At 53.9% G+C, this 16,068-nt stretch carries 16 protein-coding genes; 9 read left to right on the top strand and 7 right to left on the bottom strand.

Translation table 11 applies throughout. The features are described 5' to 3' along the window. Nucleotides 1-27 precede the first annotated feature (27 nt). The 5 genes from CSC3H3_RS05370 (at nucleotide 28) to CSC3H3_RS05390 (ending at nucleotide 6,356) form a co-directional block, all read left to right on the top strand. Nucleotides 28-831, top strand: coding sequence for an RlmE family RNA methyltransferase (locus CSC3H3_RS05370; protein WP_101264123.1), 804 nt, complete (start codon nucleotides 28-30; stop codon nucleotides 829-831). Between the two features lie 338 nt (nucleotides 832-1,169). Further along, nucleotides 1,170-1,694, top strand: a complete 525-nt coding sequence (locus tag CSC3H3_RS05375) for a PAS domain-containing protein (RefSeq protein ID WP_101286106.1) — start codon at nucleotides 1,170-1,172, stop codon at nucleotides 1,692-1,694. After that, nucleotides 1,669-2,988, top strand: a complete 1,320-nt coding sequence (locus CSC3H3_RS25085) for a methyl-accepting chemotaxis protein (RefSeq protein ID WP_101284204.1) — start codon at nucleotides 1,669-1,671, stop codon at nucleotides 2,986-2,988. The genes CSC3H3_RS05375 and CSC3H3_RS25085 overlap by 26 nt, the downstream gene beginning before the upstream one ends. A gap of 345 nt (nucleotides 2,989-3,333) precedes the next feature. Further along, nucleotides 3,334-4,800, top strand: a complete 1,467-nt coding sequence (guaB, locus tag CSC3H3_RS05385; protein WP_101264126.1) for an IMP dehydrogenase — start codon at nucleotides 3,334-3,336, stop codon at nucleotides 4,798-4,800. Between the two features lie 218 nt (nucleotides 4,801-5,018). Beyond that, a complete protein-coding gene (locus CSC3H3_RS05390; protein ID WP_101284206.1) occupies nucleotides 5,019-6,356 on the top strand; it encodes an RsmB/NOP family class I SAM-dependent RNA methyltransferase in 1,338 nt (445 codons plus the stop codon). Between the two features lie 215 nt (nucleotides 6,357-6,571). Here the strand turns inward: CSC3H3_RS05390 and CSC3H3_RS05395 are convergent, their stop codons facing one another. Then, entirely contained in the window at nucleotides 6,572-6,928 is a 357-nt protein-coding gene (locus CSC3H3_RS05395) for a hypothetical protein (protein WP_101264128.1), read from the bottom strand. 344 nt (nucleotides 6,929-7,272) lie between these two features. Here CSC3H3_RS05395 and guaA point away from each other — a divergent pair, with 344 nt between their 5' ends. From guaA to CSC3H3_RS05420, 4 genes are all read left to right on the top strand, one after another. Then, the gene (guaA, locus tag CSC3H3_RS05405) at nucleotides 7,273-8,826 is read left to right on the top strand and encodes a glutamine-hydrolyzing GMP synthase (RefSeq protein WP_101284208.1); all 1,554 of its coding nucleotides are present in this window, start codon (nucleotides 7,273-7,275) and stop codon (nucleotides 8,824-8,826) included. A 287-nt stretch (nucleotides 8,827-9,113) separates the two neighbouring features. Then, complete coding sequence (locus CSC3H3_RS25150) at nucleotides 9,114-9,332, top strand: hypothetical protein (RefSeq protein WP_425444973.1); 219 nt, start codon at nucleotides 9,114-9,116, stop codon at nucleotides 9,330-9,332. 519 nt (nucleotides 9,333-9,851) lie between these two features. Next, nucleotides 9,852-10,415: a TIR domain-containing protein gene (locus tag CSC3H3_RS05415; RefSeq protein WP_101284210.1), complete on the top strand. Its 564-nt coding sequence runs from the start codon at nucleotides 9,852-9,854 to the stop codon at nucleotides 10,413-10,415. 26 nt (nucleotides 10,416-10,441) lie between these two features. Continuing rightward, entirely contained in the window at nucleotides 10,442-11,278 is an 837-nt protein-coding gene (locus CSC3H3_RS05420) for a macro domain-containing protein (RefSeq protein WP_101284212.1), read from the top strand. A 952-nt stretch (nucleotides 11,279-12,230) separates the two neighbouring features. Here CSC3H3_RS05420 and CSC3H3_RS05430 read toward each other — a convergent pair. The 6 genes from CSC3H3_RS05430 to CSC3H3_RS05455 form a co-directional block, all read right to left on the bottom strand. Continuing rightward, nucleotides 12,231-12,629, bottom strand: coding sequence for a VOC family protein (locus CSC3H3_RS05430; protein ID WP_101284216.1), 399 nt, complete (start codon nucleotides 12,627-12,629; stop codon nucleotides 12,231-12,233). Nucleotides 12,630-12,961: 332 nt separating this feature from the next. Further along, nucleotides 12,962-13,429: a GNAT family N-acetyltransferase gene (locus CSC3H3_RS05435; protein WP_101284218.1), complete on the bottom strand. Its 468-nt coding sequence runs from the start codon at nucleotides 13,427-13,429 to the stop codon at nucleotides 12,962-12,964. A gap of 219 nt (nucleotides 13,430-13,648) precedes the next feature. Further along, nucleotides 13,649-14,089, bottom strand: coding sequence for a peptide-methionine (R)-S-oxide reductase MsrB (msrB, locus tag CSC3H3_RS05440; protein WP_101284220.1), 441 nt, complete (start codon nucleotides 14,087-14,089; stop codon nucleotides 13,649-13,651). A gap of 350 nt (nucleotides 14,090-14,439) precedes the next feature. Beyond that, entirely contained in the window at nucleotides 14,440-14,844 is a 405-nt protein-coding gene (locus tag CSC3H3_RS05445; protein ID WP_101264135.1) for an MAPEG family protein, read from the bottom strand. A gap of 285 nt (nucleotides 14,845-15,129) precedes the next feature. Next, a complete protein-coding gene (locus CSC3H3_RS05450; protein ID WP_101264136.1) occupies nucleotides 15,130-15,399 on the bottom strand; it encodes a hypothetical protein in 270 nt (89 codons plus the stop codon). 238 nt (nucleotides 15,400-15,637) lie between these two features. Beyond that, on the bottom strand, nucleotides 15,638-15,901 hold the full coding sequence (locus tag CSC3H3_RS05455) for a hypothetical protein (RefSeq protein WP_101284222.1): 264 nt from the start codon (nucleotides 15,899-15,901) through the stop codon (nucleotides 15,638-15,640). Nucleotides 15,902-16,068: the final 167 nt, after the last annotated feature.

The following is a 16,068-nucleotide window of genomic DNA, read 5'->3' on the forward strand; positions in this document are numbered from 1 at the left end:
TATGCATTTTAATTTCAGGATTTTCTTATGACCGATCAACGCAGCGGAAATGGTGGCGGACGCCGCCGCAAGGGCTCTGCCATTGCCGCAATCGATACGGGCGCGCGTCGCGGGCTGCGGACGCGCGTGAAAAGTGCCAAGGGGCGCAAGCTTTCCTCGACGCGCTGGCTCGATCGCCAATTGAACGACCCCTATGTGCAGGAAGCCCGCCGCCTTGGTTATCGTTCCCGCGCGGCCTTCAAGCTGATTGAAATCAACAACCAGTTCGACATCCTCAAACCCGGCATGCGGGTGGTGGACCTTGGCGCAGCCCCGGGCGGCTGGACGCAGGTTGCCGTTGATATGGTCGGTTCCAAACAGGGGCGCGGACAGGTTGTTGGCCTGGATATTCTGGAATGGGAAGGTGTGCCTGGTGCCACCTGTTTGCAGGCGGACTTTCTTGACCCGGCCGCACCGGCCATGATCAAGCATGCCCTGCAGGGCCCGGTTGATGCGGTTATTTCCGATATGTCGCCCGAAACCACCGGCCATCGCCAGACTGATCATATCCGCATTATTGACCTGGTCGAACATGCCCTGCTGTTTGCCGAGGAAGTTTTGGCGCCGAATGGCATTTTTATCGCCAAGGTGTTCAAGGGCGGTACGGAAACCGAACTTCTTAATCGCATCAAGCTGCATTTCCGCGTTTCCAAACACGCCAAGCCGCCGGCATCGCGTGCGGAAAGCCCGGAAACCTATTTGATTGCAACGGGTTTTCGCGGGCAGAACAATGCCGAAACCGATATTGCATCGGCCGAATTGCCCGAAGATCAGGATTGGTCACCGGTTTAAAGGCCAGGGTGGTATAAGGCCCGACCTTAAAATTTAATATCCTTTGCTGGTTACCCCGGAATTGGAAAAAACACAGCGCGCCAGGCGATAAGCCCGGCGCGTTTTTGTTTGGCGCAGGTTTTGGGGTTGGCAAAATTCAAAAGGGCGTTTGTTTTTTTGCGCTAGGTCAAACAAGCCGGGCGCAAGCAGGGATATAGATTTCCTAGACGATCGTATGAGGTTTCGCAAAAGAAGCCCATGCGTGGGCGGGCGCCCCTGACTGCGCAGGGAAATGTCCGCATGGCTGACATGGATCCGGGCCGAAAGAGCCCTGCATGTCAGAAATTTGGGGGTTTCTGATGAAGCAGGAAAATTTGCGCCTGACCGGTGTCGAGCGCCATTTTGACGAGGATGAAATCATCGTCAGCAAGACCGACCCGAAAGGTCGGATCACATATGCCAATGATGTGTTTTTGCGCATTTCGGGCTACAGCGAAGCAGGCCTTTTAGGGCAGCCGCACAGCATTATTCGCCACCCCGACATGCCCCGATGCGTTTTTGCACTGATGTGGGACACCATCGCCAAGGGTCGCGAGATTTTTGCCTATGTCATTAACCGCGCAGCCAATGGGGACCATTACTGGGTGCTGGCCAATGTGACACCCACCTTCAATCCCGATGGCACCATTCGTGGATATCATTCCAACCGTCGCAAACCAAGGCGCGAGGCGATAACGGCTGCTGCAGGCCTTTACCGGCAATTGCGCACCGAAGAAGATGCATTGCAAAACCGTCGTGATGGCATGGCGCGGGGCACCGCCACCCTGATGGACCTTTTGAAATCCCAGGGGGTGGATTATGACCAGTTCGTTTTCGCTTTGTAAAATCTGCATTGCCCTTGCACTGGGGGCTATCGTGCAGCTTGCCCTGCTGGCAACCGTGCTGGTCGCTGGCGGGCAGGGGGCTGTGACCTGGCTTGAGGTCGGCGCTGCGGGCTTTGGTGCGGTAACATTTGCGGCGGGCTATTTTATGGTTTCGCGCCATGAAAGGCTTTTGCGCCGTGCGCTTGAAACCATCAATGCTGCGGCCAGTGGTAAAATGGATGTGCGCATCAATCACCGGGCATCAACCGGGCATTTGCGCCCGTTAATGACGGCAATCAACAACCTGCTGGATTTGACCGAAGCCTTCACCAAGGAAGCCGCAGGTGCCATGACCCATGCCGCCGCAGGTGCTTATTATCGTAAAATCCTGCCCAAGGGTTTGCAGGGTGACCTGATTGAATATGCCGCAAAGGTCAATCAGGCACTAAACGCGATGGATGATAAAACCCGGACCTTTACCTATAGCGCCGGGGCCATTGGCGATAACATCCAGTGTGTTGTTACGTCGGTGTCGGTGGCGGCAGGGCAGCTTTCGCAAAATTCGGGTGCGCTGTCGCGCCGGGTGGATGATATTGCTGCCCAGGCCCGCGAAGTGGATGCCGTTGCCACGCAAAGTGCCGCTTCCCTGGATGGCATTGCCGAAGCAACCGAGGATTTCATAACCTCCATCCGTGATATTGGCACCCAGATGACCGGGGCTGTCAGCCTGGCGGGGCATGCGGTTGGCAATGCAAACGAAGCCAGCCACCATGTCAGCGACCTTGATACCATGGCAGGACGCATTGCCAATGTGATTGAACTGATCACGGACATTGCCGAGCAAACCAACCTTCTGGCCCTGAATGCAACCATCGAAGCTGCGCGCGCCGGTGAAGCCGGCAAGGGATTTTCCGTTGTCGCGACCGAGGTTAAAAACCTGGCCCGGCAAACCGCCCGTGCCGCCGAGGACGTGGCGCGCGAAATTGCCGATATGCAAAATGTTACCCGGGCAGTGGTGCAATCCGTACATGGCATTAATGCCAGCATTGCTGAAATTGATGAAAATGCCCGCCATGTTTCAGATACCTTAAACCAGCAATATCAGATGATTGCCGATATCGGCCAGCGCGTGGAAGGGGCGGTTGGCCAGATGCGCCGTATTGCCGATATCGTTGCTGATGTTGCCAGTGGCACCCAGCATGCCGGGGGCGAGGTCTTGCAGATCAATGACGCCGCCGAGGATTTACAGCGCCAGTCGTGCGTGCTTGATGGCGATGTGCGCCAGTTTATCGGCAAAATCATGAATGCGGCCTAGGCAATTGCGTGCCGCAGGCGTCTTCAGAACTTGCGGTGGATTTTGATTGATATGGGAATTTTGATGCCGGGCAGGGAGGTTTCTTTGCCCGGTATTCTTTTGCCAGGCTGTGCTGCGGGCTTGTGCTTTGGGTGATGACGCCCCATTTCCCGATCAGGAAGATGCTGGAAAACGCGCATAAAAAAGGGGCTTCGCCAGACAGCAGCCCCATCGACCAGTATCTAACGGAAACGGCGAAACAATGCAGCAATAAAATTTCAGGGCTGCATTGTGTGGCTTATCCTTGGCACGGGCGCCATAACATGTATAAGTTCCGCGCCAACTCAGATTAACGAGGTGGTGTAGATGACCCGTATCGAAGAAGCCCTGACTTTCGACGACGTCCTGATTAAGCCCGCGGCCAGTTCGGTCCTGCCGGCACAGGTCCAGACCAACACCCGTCTTACCCGTGAAATTGAATTGCGTGTACCGCTGCTGTCTTCGGCAATGGATACCGTAACCGAAAGCCCGATGGCTATTGTCATGGCGCAGAACGGCGGTATGGGCGTTATCCACAAGAACCTTGATATTGCCCAGCAGGCCGAAGAAGTGCGCCGGGTGAAAAAGTTTGAATCCGGTATGGTCGTCAACCCGATCACCATCCACCCGGACCAGACCCTGGCCGATGCCCTAGGCCTGATGGATGCCAACCATATTTCCGGTATTCCCGTTGTTGAACGCGACAGCCACAAGCTGGTCGGTATCCTGACCAACCGTGACGTTCGTTTTGCGTCCAACCGCGCCCAGCCGGTTTCCGAACTGATGACCTATGAAAATCTTGTCACGGTTACGGAAAACGTCAATACCGACGAAGCCAAGAAGCTTTTGCACCAGCACCGCATTGAAAAGCTGCTGGTGGTTGACGATGCCTATCGTTGCACCGGCCTGATCACGGTGAAGGATATCGAAAAAGCGAAACTGCACCCCAATGCCTGCAAGGATGCCAGTGGCCGCCTGCGCGTTGCTGCTGCAACCGGCGTTGGCGAAGAAGGTTTCCGCCGTTCGATGGCATTGATCGAAGCCGAAGTAGACGTGCTGGTGATTGATACGGCACACGGCCACAGCGCCGGTGTTATTTCGGCTGTTGAACAGATCAAGGCACGTGCTGGCAAAACCCAGATTGTTGCGGGTAACGTTGCCACCCCCGAGGCCGTTCGCGCCCTGATCGAAGCTGGTGCGGATGCCGTCAAGGTTGGTATCGGCCCGGGTTCGATCTGCACCACCCGTATTGTTGCCGGTGTCGGTGTGCCGCAATTGACCGCAATTCTGGAATGTGCGGCCGAAGGCGACAAATACAATGTTCCGATCATTGCCGATGGCGGCATCAAATTCTCGGGCGATATTGCCAAGGCAATGGCGGCCGGTGCCAGCACCTGCATGGTTGGCTCGCTTCTGGCCGGTACGGACGAAGCCCCAGGTGAAGTCATTCTTTATCAGGGCCGTTCCTATAAATCCTATCGCGGGATGGGCTCGGTCGGTGCAATGGCACGTGGTTCGGCGGACCGTTACTTCCAGGAAGACGTCAAGGACAACCTGAAGCTGGTTCCCGAAGGCATCGAAGGCCGTGTTCCTTACAAAGGCCCGGCAAGCCAGATCATTCACCAGCTTGTTGGTGGTTTGAAGGCGGCGATGGGTTATACCGGTTCGGCAACCCTGAATGATTTCAAGGAACGCGCGACCTTTGTTCGCATCACCAATGCCGGCCTGCGCGAAAGCCACGCCCATGATGTGACCATCACCCGCGAAGCACCGAACTATCGTCCCGGTGCATAAGTAACGCCAAGGCGTTATATCGCGAGTTCTGATAGAAGTGCTGGCCTGCCCTGCGTGTGAAACGGTTGGCGTTAACCGGCCAGCGTGATATCAGCAGCGCAAATTGTGGATGACGGCGGAGATATATTCTGCCGTCATCGTCTTTTTATCGACATTGGCGGCATCTGACCCGGTCGGGACAAGCGGACTGCCAATTTAACCAGGTCTGGAATTGCGTTTTGAAACCCGGTGCACGCTTAGCTGCCGTTATTGAGATTTATGACGGCTGGACACATACCCGCGATGATGCTGACCGCGTTATTTCGGGCTATTTCGGCACCCGTCGTTATATCGGCGGTGGTGACCGGCGGGAAATTGGCGAACGGTTCTATGACCTGATCCGCTATCAGGCCCGTTTGGGCTGGTGGCTGGCAGAGGCCGGTTATGAAAACCAGGATGGCCGCGCACGCATGATTGCGGCACTCGTCCTTAAAGATGGCCGCTCGCTTGATGACATCAATGACATGTTCAATGGTGACCAGTTCTGCCCGGACCCCCTGCATCCGGCAGAAAGGCACCTGATCAACAAGCTGACCGGCCAGGAACTGGACCACGATGCCCAGTCCGGTGCGGTTAAAACCGAATTGCCGAAATGGCTTTATGCCGAACTTTTAAAGCTGCATCACGAACATCTGCCTGCCGAGATGGCGGCCTATAACCAGCCTGCCAAGCTTGATCTGCGCGTCAATACGCTGCGTGGCAGTGTGGACAGCGCCATTCGTTCGCTTGAAAAAGACGGTATCAAAGGCATTGAACGCGCAACCTATGCGCCCAATGGCCTGCGTCTGCCGCTGGGCCTCAATATGCTGGTAACAGCAGCCTATAAGGATGGCCTGATCGAAATTCAGGACGAAGCCTCGCAGATTTGCGTGAAGCTGGTTGATGCCCAGCCGGGCATGAAGATTTTGGATATGTGTGCAGGCGGTGGTGGCAAAACGCTGGGTCTGGCGGCTGATATGCGTGGTCGTGGCCGAATTCTCGCCTGTGATACGCATGGTGCCCGCCTGGATAACGCGCGCAAGCGTGCCAAGCGTGCCGGGGCTGGTGATTGTATCCAGCTTCGCAGCATTGCCGATGAGCGCGATAGCTGGCTTCGCAACAAATCGGGCTTTTTTGACCGTGTGTTGCTTGATGTGCCCTGTTCGGGCCTTGGCACGTTGCGCCGGAACCCGGCCCTTCGCTGGCGTATCGGGCAGCGCGATATCCGTGCGCTTACGCTACAGCAAAGCAAAATCCTTAAGGCCGGTGCGGCCCGTGTGACCAAGGGTGGCCGCCTGATTTATGCGACCTGTTCGATTCTGCCGGAAGAAAACGAACGTTTGATTGAAACCTTCATGCGTGATCGCAAGGATTTCAAGGCTGTGCCGATCAGGGAAATCTGGCCCGATGCACCTGCTTCGGTTCCGGTTCCCGGTGGCAAGGATAAACCCTGGCTGCGCCTGTCGCCCAACATGCATGGCACGGACGGCTTCTTTGTTGCGGTATTTGAACGTACCGCCAAAGGGAACAAGGGCTGATGGTGGCGGCAGGCGGGCTTGTGGTTTATGCAACCAGGCCTGATGCCGCCTGCCTTTTTGCCTGCGCACGGCCTTTGCCAGATCGCAAAAATGAAAACGCCCTGTCCCGGTTGGGGGCAGGGCGCAGTTTTTCGGGCTCTTTGATGTCCCGCCGGGGTGGTTTTTACCCCGCAGTTTGCTCTGGCGGTGTTTTCACCTGCCTGTTGTTTTTATTGTTATTCCTGTTTCATCAATGTGCTGTCGTCTTCGGTGTTGCCACCGGCAGGCGGGGTCAGCTGAACCGGGGCGCTGCCATCATCGGTGCGCTCGTTCTCGCTGCCCATCGGCGTGGTGGTGTTATCGTTCGACATTGTGCCATTGGCATCAGGCGCGCCGGGTGCCGGGGCTTCGCCAATTTCGGCCGACGGGTTTTCATCCGTGGTGCCGGTCGGGCTTTGTTCGGCCGAACTGTTGGTCAGCGGCGTCATGCTGTCGGCATTGTCCTGGGTCATGGCAATGGCAGTTGCTGCGCCGGCAATCAACAGAAGGCCCGCAACGGCAAGTGCGATTTTACTGCCTTTATTGTCTGTCATAGCTCTTGGTCCCTTTTTCGTTTGCTCGCCGGGCGCGGTTGGTTCTGCGCTCCGTCAAATGTTAAGCTACGCGCCCATTGCGCACAAAAAAGGGACCAAATGTGCGAATTTGGCGGTCAAATACGGCCAAATTGGCCGGTTTGCGACCTTGATGGGGCTGCTGCGCCCCTGCGGGCATTGCGTGATCAAGCTGTTTTCCCGGCCCTGGTCGGGCTGGGCGGTTTGATCACGCAATGTTCAAAGCGCAGCATTTTGACCGTTGGGCAGCCACTGCGCCGGGTTGCCGAAACGGCTGGTTTCGCGTATGTACGGCGCATCCCCTTGAGCGATGGAGAAACGGCCCGATGACAGATCGCGTGCTGATTATTGATTTCGGATCGCAGGTAACACAGCTTATTGCGCGACGTGTGCGCGAAAGCGGCGTTTACTGCGAAATTCACCCTTTTAATAACATTTCGGATGCGTTCCTGGATGAATTTGCCCCCAAGGCGATCATTCTGTCGGGCGGCCCGGCTTCCGTGCATTGGGAAAAATCGCCGGCAGCTCCGGTGCGTGTATTTGACATGGGCATTCCGGTTCTGGGCATCTGTTATGGCCAGCAGACCATGGTCAACCAGCTTGGTGGCAAGGTCGAAGCCTCGGAACATCGCGAATTTGGCCGCGCCTTTGTGGATGTGGTCGAAGATTGCGCCCTGTTTACCGGTGTTTGGGCCGTTGGCGCGCGCGAACAGGTCTGGATGAGCCACGGCGACCGTGTTGATTCCCTGCCCGAAGGTTTCCGGGTTGTTGGCAAGTCCGATGGCGCACCCTGTGCCGCGATTGCCAATGACGAAAAGAAATTCTATGCCGTGCAGTTCCACCCCGAAGTGGTGCATACCCCGCATGGCGCGCAGCTTTTGCGCAACTTCACCCATGACGTGGCCGGTTGCACCGGCGACTGGACGATGGATGCCTATAAGGACGATGCCATTGCCAAAATCCGCAAACAGGTGGGCGATGGCAAGGTCATTTGTGGCCTTTCCGGCGGCGTTGACAGCTCTGTGACGGCGGTTCTGATCCATGAAGCGATTGGCGACCAGCTGACCTGCGTGTTTGTTGACCATGGCTTCATGCGCTCGGGCGAGGCCGACCAGGTGGTGAACCTGTTCCGCGACCACTACAATATTCCGCTGGTCCATGTGGATGCCTCGGCGACCTTTATTGGCGCGATCGAAGGCGAAACCGACCCGGAAGTAAAACGCAAAACCATTGGCCGTCTTTTCATCGAAGTATTCGAGGAAGAAGCCAAGAAAATCGGTGGCGCAGACTTCCTGGCACAGGGCACGCTGTATCCCGACGTGATTGAAAGCGTTTCCTTTACCGGCGGCCCGTCTGTCACCATTAAATCGCACCACAATGTGGGGGGGCTGCCCGAACGCATGAATATGCAACTGGTCGAACCGCTGCGCGAACTGTTCAAGGACGAAGTCCGCGATCTTGGCCGCGAACTGGGCCTGCCCGACAGCTTTGTCGGCCGCCACCCGTTCCCCGGACCGGGCCTCGCCATCCGCATCCCTGGCCAGCCGATCACGCGCGAAAAGCTAGATATCCTGCGCAAGGCCGATGCGATCTATCTCGAAGAAATCCGCAATGCCGGGCTTTATGACGCCATCTGGCAGGCCTTCGCCGTGCTGCTGCCGGTCCGTACCGTCGGTGTGATGGGCGATGGCCGCACCTATGACTATGCCTGTGCGCTGCGCGCTGTCACCTCCACCGACGGCATGACGGCAGACTATTTCGCCTTCCCGCCGGAAATCCTTGGCCGTATCGCCAACCGGATCATTAACGAGGTCAATGGTATCAACCGCGTCACCTACGACTACACCTCAAAACCACCGGGAACGATTGAGTGGGAATAACCCGCTTTCGGCACTGCCCGGAATTTTGAGAATCGGAACACGACTAAGCCCGCAGAAATGCGGGCTTTTTTGTGTTTTAGGGTTGCAAGGTCTGGTATCGTCTTGCAGCGGAAAGTAGCATTTTTTTCATGGCACCAAAAATGGCATTCTTTGCCTTGAGGGCCTCCGCCGGAGGCTCTGGCTATGTCCTGCAGTCACGCTATGACATAGATGCTCCAATGAGTGCCGCAACGCTCAATCAGGTCCTGACGCTGGCCTAAAAGGCCGCGCAGAAGGATGGCAAAACATTGGCCAAGTTCGGCCTCCACGACCTGCGCCGCACTGCCTGCACCGTGCTGCACGAGGCAGGCTATAACTCCGATTGGATCGAAAAAAGCCTTGCCCACGAACAACGCGGCGTCTGCGACGTCTACAACAAAGCCGAATACCGCGAACAGCGCTCCGAAATGATGCAGGACTGGGCGGATATGATTGATGAGTGGATTGGGGCAGGAGTTAAGCGTTAGCCGTTATGGTGGGTTAGAAGCTATAACTTGCCAGTCAAACGAGCAGGTCGCTAACGGGGCCTACAAATAGTAGTCATGCGCGAAGACGACCACTTTACGCACTTAGCGGACGTTAGCTGCTACAGAAGCCTGACTGTAGATGCCGAGCTAATGCGGTCGTTGTGGATAACGCAGATCATATTTATGTGATTTCGTATAGTCTATCTACCATCACTCCTTACCTATGCGCGTTTTGTCACATCTTCATGCTCATTTTCCATTGGCGGTTAGTGTAAAATTGGGTCAATATCAAAACATTATGGAAAGGCTGTTGTGAGAAAATGAGCACAGCAAAGCTGTAGAAACGCGCATGCTCGTTTTCACCGGAGGAGAATAGCTGTGATATCTAGATTTATCTTTTCTCTTCAATTGCCTAGATCATTTTTCCCAGTCTTTGGCTGGGAGCAAAAACACGCATGCGCAGTATTATAATGTTAGGGGCCAAGCCTAGCCATCGGAAATATAAATTTTGGAGACCAAATGGCATATAGAAATGGAAATTACGCAGCCTTTTATGTTGCAGAGCCTTTCGACGAAGATGCACTAGGGGCGCATGCTGCAAAAGACTTTTGCTATTACAACATGCTACGAGCCTGGAAAGGTAAGGACTCTTCTTTCCCTTTCAATGACTCGCATGACAAAACATATAACGTCCGTGATAACAGTAATTGGGGGTTAACGTTAAAACCAAGGTTAAGACAACGACTTCGAAGTTCAAAGAACATCGTTCTTTTCCTTAGCTCCAATACTAAAAGCTCAAAGGCACTGAGGGAGGAAATGGATTATGGGATTAATGACCAAGGTCTGCCAGTCATTGTGATATATCCCGAATTTGACTCAAAAGAGAGTCTTCTGACAAACGGGGACATTAAAGAAAGAGTTAAAAAACTATGGGATAAGCTTCCGATATTCAGAGATTCAATGGGTGAAGTCCCAACACTCCACGTGCCGTTAAAAAAAATTCTCATTAAGCGTGCCCTGAATGACATAGACTTGATGGTAGCCACGAAAGTTGATCCACAAATATTTTTTTATATAACTTAGTTATCTGACGGGCAAATAATAAATAAATGAAAAAAGTAAGTTTTATTGACAAAAGGGTTTTTGACAACTTTCTCAAGGTTACTTCATATATAAGTTTGACCTTATCTCTTGTTGTCCTTTTTGTTAATATTCCGAAGGACTATAAATCTCTATATGGATGGATTTTTCTTGGGTTTTTGGTGGTAATTTATATCTTAATTTGGATTTGGGCCAATGCATTAAGCAAGATTGATATCAAAGTTGAAGGAAGTGACGTAACTATTAAGGTTGGTGACATTTTTCAGCAAAAAGGACTTAAGGCGATTGCATTTAACGAGTATTTTGATACGCAGGTGGACAATAAAATAATTGCAGAAAAATCTCTTAACGGAATTTTTATTAACAATTATCTCAATGTCTCAGTTTCTGCTCTGGATGACCACATTCGAAAATATGAGTTTGAAGACGATGAGTTAATTGAAAGAAAATCTGATAGAGTGCTGGGCAAGGTTGATCGTTACCAAATAGGAACCATTTGTATATATGGCGAATATCTACTAACAGCATTCTCTAAGTTCGACGAGAATAACAAAGCCTTGCTCACTATGCCTGAGTACTTAGAGTTCTTAATTAACTTTTGGGATAAGGTAAATAATGTATATGCTCAGAAAGATGTGTCCACACCAATATTCGGCTCAGGAATTACTCGAATAAAAGGCCACAAATCTATAAGTGATGAGGACCTCTTGAAGATCATGCTGTGGACTTTCCGTATTAGCGAAATGCGATTCAAATATCCAGCAAGGCTTACTATCGTTATTCATAAAGATAAGATTAATCAAATAAATCTTCTCGATATTAAATCAGCTAGGAACGGGGTATGATTGCCCCTAACAAGCGCATGTTGTCGGACTGGTTTTCCGCTGCGCTCCAGGCCAGCTTCAAATTCGGGCTTTAGGCAGCGCTAATGGAGAGTTTTATGCCTTATGAACCAAGGGAAAAGCGAAACCCACAACAACTTACCATTAAACAATATATACACTCGGCACATTCTATTTGCTAAATTCTATTGTCGGCCTTTGCCCCTCCGTGGGACCTGCTAAGTTTTGCTGCTCCGGCCCCTTAGCAAAGTGTTAATGTCCGCTTTCGGCTCTTTGCGTTCATAAACCTAAGCAGGCTGAGAAGAGGGGACGTAGTCGCTTTGGTTTTCGGGGCGAGAGAGGTAACTCGACATGTTGCGAAGAATGTTTATTCCTTTTGGCCTTCTGATCGGTGGATCGAAGCCAAGTAATTCCCTGGCAGAAGATCTAAATCTGGGAGTTCTCTGGACCGCTCTGGAATTGTCTTGAGTATCTTGGAAACCGCTTGCCGGGTCATTCCAAGCAGACCGGCAATTTCCGATTGATTGAGCTCCTCGTGCTTGAGCACCAAGACTTGCTTCATGTGGTCCGTCAGTCTGTCATCGACCATCAGCAGTGCGTGCCGTCGAAGCTCTGTCTCATCACCAGAGGTCCAGCCATTAGCTTTCACATACCGATAATAATATTCATCAAATCCAGGTTCATCAGATTGCCTGCGAACGGTATTTCGACGTCCCGTTTGCGTCCAGGTTGCGTAACCTCCTGATCAAATTGGGTCCGGGAACGCATGGTAAGACAGCTATCATCTGGTTTATGAAATCAGTGGTGATGCTGTGTGGATATTGGCGCTGGTTCATGCGTCGCGCCATTGGTCGTTCATTAGGGATTGATCGGAACTGCGTCACAAACAGCGCATATTGATGACGCGCTGTTTGTGAGGGCGGAAAAGTTCAGGCGTTGCTGATCGTAACTTGGCTCACCGTTTCCCAAATCGCTCAATCGCCGCATCCGACACAGGTTTAAACAGCGCGACAATCGTGCCTTCCGGGTCGCGGATCATGGCGGCGCGGTTGCCCCAGGGCATCATTTTCGGTTCGTGAACGATGGTGACACTGTCTTTGAGTTGATCAAACAGGGCATCCACATCATCCACCATCAGTTCGATGATGGCGGTGCGGTTGGCGGCGGGTTCGCAACTGCCGGGCTGGAAAATGGCGACGGTTTCGACGCTGCCAATGGCAAGGGTGGCCGCCGGGGTGACGATTTCGGCGAATTGCGGGGCGAGCCAGTCGGCCGTCTGGCCCATCACCATTTCATAAAAGGCGACCATGGCTTTGATGTCCTGGGCGATCAGGCGGGTTGAGGCGAATTTCATGTTTGTTTCTCGTGCTGGGCCGTTGGGGATATTGGGGATCTGGCCGGGGGATGTGATTAATCATCCGTCTTTTCGCAGAGTGCTCCTGACAGCTTTATGACAGCAGTGATTTGCGGTGTGGCACGAGAAGGATTTTGCGGGAGCTGTTGGCAAGGGCTGGCTTTGATTTGTCGGGCATTAGCCGTGCTGCGCCGTGCGGTGAGCGTGTTTGTATGCCTGGGCGTTTGGCGGTTGTAGGGCGGAGGATGTGCAAAAGGCGGCTGTTGGGGCCGCCTTTTGCTGTTTTTACGGATTTACTGGTTCGTCAGGGGCTGGGGCGGGACTGCCCTGTATCAGCGCTGATATTTGATGAAGGGGGTTAAGGTTGCGATGCGGTCATAAAGCAGGCGGGCGGTTTCGTTGAATTCCTGGGTCATCCAGTAAACCGTCGGGCAGCCAGCATCATCTGCCAGTTTATAGGTCGCCTCGATCAGCGCGCGGCCCAGCCCCAGCCCGCGGGCGTCCGGGGCAACATAGAGGTCTTGCAGGTAGCAGACATCCTCGATCCGCCAGTTATGGCTATGAAAGATGATGTGAACCAGACCAAGCAGTTTGCCATCCCGTTCAGCAACAAGGGCGCGCTGGTGTGTGCGGGCCGGGTCGCACAGGCGGGCAAAGGTGGTATCATAAATTTCCGGGGCGAGAGAGGATTGGTAAAATTCCAGATAGCCATTCCAAAGCGCGCGCCACTGGCTTTCATCCTCCGGGCGGAGGGGGCGGATGGTGGGTGCTGACGGGCTGTTGGCTGTGTTCTCGGTCATGTGCTGGTCCCTGATGAAATATGGCTGATATTTCGCCTGTCATAGGGGGAAAGTGGTCTTTGCCCAAGGGCCATTTTCAAACAGATGACCAGACCAATTGGGATGTGAAATATAAAAGCCCCGGCACGGACCGGGGCTTTGTAGGTGGTTTAATTCATCATGGGGCTAGGTGTGATGCGTGGGCTGGGCGACTGCCCGACCGGGGCCATTCAAACGTGCCTATTCAACCTGCCCCAGATAATCGCCATAGCCTTCGGCTTCCATATCGTCGCGATGGATGAAGCGGAGGGAGGCGGAATTGATGCAATAGCGCAAACCGCCACGGTCGCGCGGGCCATCGGGGAAGACGTGGCCCAGATGGCTGTCGCCGTGGGTGGAGCGGACTTCGGTGCGGATCATGCCGTGTGATGCATCGCGCAATTCGCTGACATGGACCGGGTCAATCGGCTTGGTGAAGCTGGGCCAGCCACAATGGCTGTCGAATTTGTCGCTGGATGCAAAAAGCGGTTCGCCCGAAACGATATCGACATAAATGCCCGGTTCATGGTGATCAAGATATTTGCCGGTTCCCGGGCGTTCGGTGCCGTTTTGCTGGGTAACGTAAAATTCCTCTGGGCTGAGGCTGGCGATGGCATCGGGGTTTTTGGAATAGCGCGTCATGTTATCTCCTGTCGTGCTTCGCCGTTGGGGGCCGGGCCTTAAACCGGCAGGCGAAGTGCGAGGCCATGATGATGGTTGCTGTTGAGCGCAATATAGGCTGCATCGCCATATAATGCATCCCCGGCCGGAATTCGCCGATCACGTTAGCGCACGTTATTGCGACGGCGTGGTGGCGAGGTGGCGTGGTGGCGTGTTGGCGTGGGACTGTGATGCTCTTGATGCGGGCAGGGGCGGTGGATGGCTTCGCGCGGCCGTGTGGGTGCCGGGCATGGTTGAGCGATGGCCCGGCTGTGCCCCGGCCGCGCTATGCGATCCTGTTGTCATCGTTTGGCCGTGCCAAGACCCCGCCTTTACGCTGCGAAATGCAGCAACTGCGATGCGACGCACAGAATGGCGAACAGCCCGGCGAAATAGGCGATCGAGCGAATACCCGCCACCGAAATGCCCGCGCAATAGGTAATGGCATGGACCAGACGGGCGATTAAAAACAGCACCGCGCCAAATTCGGTTACGAAATTGGAAATCCCGGCAATGCGCGCCACCAGAATAACAATGGCAAAAGGCAGCAGATTTTCGAGATGGTTTTGATGGGCGCGTAACCCGCGCAACGCAGCCCCGCGCCGTTCCGGCAGGTTTTCGCGGTTGCTCATTAATGCTTTTCCGCCAATCTGCTGGCCATAATGCCAGTTATAGAAAAACGGAAAAAACAGGCCAAGGATGGTGCAGATCACAAGGATCCATAATTCAAACGTCACGATATTTCCTTTCTGGCAACATGCCGGCGCGCTATGGGCAGTTTACCCGTTTTGGCGCACCTGACAGAGATACGGAAAGAAACATCCTTCCGATGATATAACGCCTGAAGAAGCCATATGTTTTTAGGCGAGGCACAAAAAAGCAAACGGCGTTACACCGGGGTAACGCCGTTTACATGCCGCGTGATGGGAGACGGGCGGTGGTTTCAAATGGGGTTTGTCCTGATGGGCGGCCTTTGTGCGGGGGAGCAGGGCTGGGGCGCCAGTGCGTGTGTCAGGGCCTGCTTAATTGTGGGACTGGTATGTCATCGCGTCCCAGGCTTTTTGCAGGCGTTCATTGGCCTTGCGAAAGCGGGCGCGCTTTTCATCACTGATATTGCCCTGATGGTCCTTGATATCGTTCCAGGCGGCGTTCATGTCGTCCCACGCCTGGACAACCTCGCTGGGCAGGGCCTCGATCCCGGTAGCATTATCGGTGCAATAACCGGTCAGGCCAAATTCCCAATCCTGAAATTCGCGCTGGATTTTGGCATGGTCGGGAATATGTCGGGTCATTTTACACTCCTTGGCAAATGCTTTGCCATCGTGGCACTGCGCGAAAGCTAGCCTTTAAAGATGGCATGACGATGCGCAGGTAAGGCGATTGCAGGGCAGTGCAGGTGCGCACGGCGATATTGATTGCCGGATATAACCAGCCTGGCCCGAAAAAAAGAAAGGCACCCCGGGGGAAGGGTGCCGAAGGCTGCGTAGGGGGACGCAGGGAGGAAATCAGTTTTTGGACATCCGGAACTTGTTAACTTTTTGTCATTTTGTCCCAGGCCTTCTGCAGTTGCTCGGAAGCGCTGCGATGTTTTTGGGCTGCGCCATGTGCAACATCATCGTCGCTGTTTTGGGTGTCGCCATAGGATGCGGTCATGTCATCCCATGCCTTGATAACTTCGCTGGGCAGATTGCCGATCTCCATCCGGTTTTCACGGCAATAACCCTTAAGGCTGTCTTCCCATTTCGCATGATCCTGCTGGAGTTTCATGCGATCCAGTGCGGTTTGTTCCATCATGGTTGCGGCTCCATTTTTATATTTTTGAGCTCGTGTTCTGATAGGCAAACGCGCGTGTTTGCAACTGGTTCCCGTAAAAATGCAAATTATTTGAAAAAAGTTTCGCAACATGCTTGATGCAGGGGGTGAACAGACTATTTCCCCCTGGTTCGCTGGGGTTTGCGACA

Source organism: Thalassospira marina (genome assembly GCF_002844375.1).
Lineage (GTDB): Bacteria > Pseudomonadota > Alphaproteobacteria > Rhodospirillales > Thalassospiraceae > Thalassospira > Thalassospira marina.